We start from the raw sequence: 4,387 nt of genomic DNA, 5'->3' as shown, positions 1-4,387 counted from the left end.
GCCACCATTCTGACTCGCTTCTTCAATAACTTGTTCAAATTCATCGAGGGTTTCTTCCATAGAACGATGATTGCGATCGCCGTAGGTGGTTTCCATAAGTACGACATCTGCTTCGGTAATCACTTCCGGATCGCGCAATAACGCAGCCTGAGAGTTACCCAAGTCTCCGGAAAACACCAGTTTTCGGTGGTGATTTCCGTGCTCTATAAAGATTTCTACAATAGCTGATCCCAGTATGTGGCCAGCATCGCGAAAACAGATCTCAACGCCAGGGACTATAGTAATTCGCTTACCGTATTTAATGCCCTGACAAAGTAACATTACGCCGTCTACTTCTTCTTCCCGGTACAACGGCTCTATTAATTTTTTACCTGCTCGTTTTCGTTTTTTATTTTCCCATTCAGCATCTTTTTCCTGTAATGATGCAGCGTCTTTCAGCAGGACTTCAATGAGATCTTTTGTCGGTCGGGTCATATATATGGGTTTGTTGTAGCCGTCTCGAACTAAAATGGGCAGTCTGCCAGAATGGTCAAGGTGAGCGTGAGACAGCACCACCGCATCAATATCAGACACATAAAATGGCAGGGGTTTATAGTTATTCTTCTCTTCTTCCTTTCGCCCCTGGAATAAGCCACAGTCGAGCAACACTTTATACTCTCCCGTATCCAACAAATACATTGAACCGGTTACCCCTTCAATTGCGCCGTAAAAGGTTAATGTTGCCATGTGCCCTCTCCTTTTATTTGCCTTGTTATGAATTACTTTTTCTCAACGTTTCGATGTTGTTTTCAATGGTTTGAATTCGGCTGAATGCTTTCATCCACATTTGTCCGATTTGCAGTGTTTCCGCCAGTTTGTCTAAGGTATGAGCCATTTGGGCAACGGAAATACTGCCGCGTGTTGCACTAAGTATCAGGTCGGCCTTTACCGCTTCATGTTGCTGCCTGAGTACTTCGTAAGCAGACAACATATCATCATCGTTCAGATAAGCCTTTTTGCGTACCTTGTATAAATAGTCGTAGCAATGAGCTTGAAAGTCATTGATTTGCATAAGCATTGTGCTGTCGTCAATGTGCTCGTCAAAGGTGTTTAACTGAATGATGTTTTCAAGCTTTAAAATCACATTTAACAGGTAATGTTCTACCCGCATCATGGTCGCCAGTGAGATTGTTGTGTCTTTGCTTAGAGCAGCACTTTCTACACTCACAATGAATTCAGAAATTGCCTGAGAGAGTACTTTAAGCACCTGAATATCGGCTGCATATTTGTTGGTTTTTGAGTTGTGTAATACCTGTACGCGTTGATACAAATCCAGGTACTTATCACTCGTAGATAGCAACTCAAGAATTATCGCGTTAACGGCCAAATCGGGCGTTTGAGCAATGGTTTTATCCAGATATTGTGGCTTGGATGACTGTTCTTCCCGGGAGGTAAATCGATGGTCCAGAAACGCAGCAAACCTGTCATTAACCGGGAAAATAAGTAACACACCAAGCACGTTAAAAACAGTATGAAAAATAGCCAGCGTTACACCATTATTGGCTTCAACCTGAAAGAACGCGGTGATTTCATGGATGATATAAAACAGTACCGGTAAAATAAGGAGTGCCACTATGGCGGTTGCAACATTAAACGTCACTTGCGCCGCAGCAACTCTTTTGGCATTTGCGGTAGCGCCGATAGACGCGAGTAATGCCGTAGACGTGGTACCAATATTGGCTCCAATTACCATGGCACCTGCCGCATAAATGCCTACTACGCCACTGGTTGCCGCTGTTATGGTAAGCGCAATCGATGCACTGGAGGATTGGGTGAGTACCGTCATTACAAATCCCACCACCAAAAACAGCAAAATGCCACTGATCCCGTCAGCAGAAACTTGCGAAATATCAAAAGCCTGAACAATGCCTTCAAAGGCATTTTTAAGAATATCTACACCAACAAAAAACAGCCCGAAACCCACTAACGCCAATCCTACAGAGGCAAACCGAGAACCGGGCTTTAACAAGCGGAACAGCATACCTAGACCAACCAGTGGCAAGGCAATTGTCTGTATATTCAGTTTAAAACCTACGATTGCAACCAGCCAGCCTGTAATAGTAGTGCCGATATTGGAGCCATAAATAATGCCGAGGGCCTGTCGCATGGAAATCAATCCGGCATTCACAAACCCCAGAGAAGCCACCGTTACTGCACTGGATGATTGTACTAATGCGGTCATGGTAAAGCCTGATATTACGCCGCGTAGCGGGGTCTTACTCCAGGTTGACAACAAATGACGCAACGCACTGCCGGCAGCCAGTTTTAAACCGTCTGTCATCATACTGATGGCAAGCAAAAATAGCCCCAGCCCGCCTAATACACTGCCCGCAAGTACTACTGAATCCATTTTGTGTCCTGTTTTGCAATAATGTTTGTATTTATAATTAGATGATTTAGTGGTGCTTGTTCCGCACAATTAATGCGTCAGTGCGAAGATGCTCCAGTATTTTCTCTGCGGTATTACCCAGCAATAATCCGCGTATGCCGGTTCTGGCAATATTGCCCAGAACAACAAGATTTAAGTGATGCTGCCTGGTATAGGATTGAATTTCTCTCGGTGGGTAGCCAGCTGTTACCGATAGAATGGCATCCTTTCCATCGTGAAGCGCCGACGTAAATTCAACCAACTTTTCATGTGTAGTGGCGACGTGTTTTTGCAACCGCTCATACGGTTCTACCAGATCAAGTTCGGTACTTACCAGCGAGACTGGAATAACACTCAACACGTGTAACATTGCTGCCAATCGTTCTGTCAGAGAACATGCAGCGTCCAAAACTCCCGTATTTAATGCTGCATGTTCTTTAGTATCATCAAGTATATCGATGGTTGCCAGAACACCTAATGAGCGCCCTGCCCAACTGCGTTTACTGCATAACATGACTGCCCACTCACTATTGGATCGAAGCAACGATTTCACACCATTTAACCAATCGCTTCCTGGCGGTTCTTGCTGTCGGGTCAACATAATTAGCCGGGCATCGCGCAATACCGCTTGTTCTGCGATGAATGAAAAATGCTTTTTGTGATCACCCAAAGGCAGCGTTATGTGATCCAACTGGCAGCCTATATCCTTGAGCGATGAGAGTTTATTAAGAATATGAGGTTTATTCGTGAGCCTGTATTCACCAAACGGATAGACGAGGGTTAGCTGATTAACCGACATCAATTCACACTTCTCCAACATTGAGTAAATTGCGCTTTCTGAATCAGGTACCGCCAAAACTGAGTTATACATTCTTCTTATAAAGTAAGGTCATTTTAATTAAGTGTAGACCTGGTCGCCTATTTTTAATGTGATACATGTCAATTGATTGTTAAAAACTGATAGCACGCGAACCCGGTGACTTTTGTCTACAAGACCCATCCCAATAACATGTATTGAATTGGTCAGTAATTCCGTAAAGTTAGTCGTATTTGTTTACTGAAAACCGTGTTTTTATCTGTTGAGGTGTATAGGATGAACACTTAACTTTGAATGAAGGCAATATCGTGAAATCTTATCCTGCTATCTTTGCGCTCGTCACCACCCTTGCGTATAGCCATGTGAGTGCACAAACCAACGAAACGTCGTCTTTTAACGCGGCAAAATCTACGTTGCCGGAGTACCTTACCTTTCTTAGTTTGCCGAATGTGGCGTCTGAGTCTGCTGAAAACATGCAGAAAAATGCTCAATGGTTGGCAAATACCTACAGGAAATATGGTTTTAAAACCCAATTATTGGCCGAACCCGATAACATGCCAATGGTGTATGCCGAGTATGAAGATACTTCGCCAAACCGGCCAACGATATTGTTTTATGCCCATTTTGATGGACAACCGGTTTCACCTGAACAGTGGGCACAACCCGATCCCTGGCAACCTGTATTAAAAGAAAAACGGGGGAATTATTGGGAAGTATTACCTCTGTCTTCGTTACTTGATACCGCGAGTCCCAATCCTGAATGGCGTGTGTTTGCCAGGTCTGCTTCAGATGACAAAGCGCCCATTATGATGTTGTTAGCTGCCATAAAAGCACTGCGTGATAGTGGTAAGTCACCCGCAGTCAATATTAAGGTGCTGCTTGATTCTCGCGAGGAAAATGGCTCACCGACCCTTAAAAAAGTCATTCTGGATAATCGTGAAAAATTAAACGCAGATGCAGCTATTTTTATGGACGGTCCTTTACACGACAGCAACGCACCTACCGTGGTGTACGGGCACCGGGGTATTAGTCTGATTAACATTACCGTTTACGGACCCAGTGGCAATATCCACAGTGGTCACTTTGGAAATGTTGTGATGAATCCGGCAGAAACGTTAGCTACGTTACTCGCAAGTTTTAAATCAAGTAATGGACGGGTGGTT

The 4,387-nt window shown here is 44.1% G+C and carries 4 protein-coding genes; 1 reads left to right on the top strand and 3 read right to left on the bottom strand.

Features of this window, described 5'->3' with window-relative positions; all coding sequences use genetic code 11:
* The 3 genes from ACLR2L_RS19170 to ACLR2L_RS19160 form a co-directional block, all read right to left on the bottom strand.
* Nucleotides 1-726: MBL fold metallo-hydrolase (locus ACLR2L_RS19170; protein ID WP_413370497.1), on the bottom strand; the 726-nt coding region annotated here is incomplete at its 3' end.
* A 25-nt stretch (nt 727-751) separates the two neighbouring features.
* Nucleotides 752-2,389 carry a Na/Pi cotransporter family protein gene (locus ACLR2L_RS19165; RefSeq protein WP_413370495.1) on the bottom strand — a complete coding sequence of 546 codons (1,638 nt, stop codon included), beginning with the start codon at nt 2,387-2,389 and terminating at the stop codon, nt 752-754.
* 46 nt (nt 2,390-2,435) lie between these two features.
* Complete coding sequence (locus ACLR2L_RS19160; RefSeq protein ID WP_413370493.1) at nt 2,436-3,227, bottom strand: universal stress protein; 792 nt, start codon at nt 3,225-3,227, stop codon at nt 2,436-2,438.
* Between the two features lie 305 nt (nt 3,228-3,532).
* On the opposite strand from ACLR2L_RS19160, the gene ACLR2L_RS19155 reads away from it, so the two are divergent.
* Nucleotides 3,533-4,387, top strand: an 855-nt coding sequence (locus ACLR2L_RS19155; RefSeq protein WP_413370491.1) for a M20/M25/M40 family metallo-hydrolase, incomplete at its 3' end; no start/stop codon positions are given.

Origin of the sequence: Alteromonas sp. AMM-1 (assembly GCF_047290655.1) — a bacterium.
GTDB lineage: Bacteria > Pseudomonadota > Gammaproteobacteria > Enterobacterales > Alteromonadaceae > Alteromonas > Alteromonas mangrovi.
The sequence above is the reverse complement of the archived record's forward strand: the minus strand, read 5'-3'. Positions and strand labels throughout refer to the sequence as shown.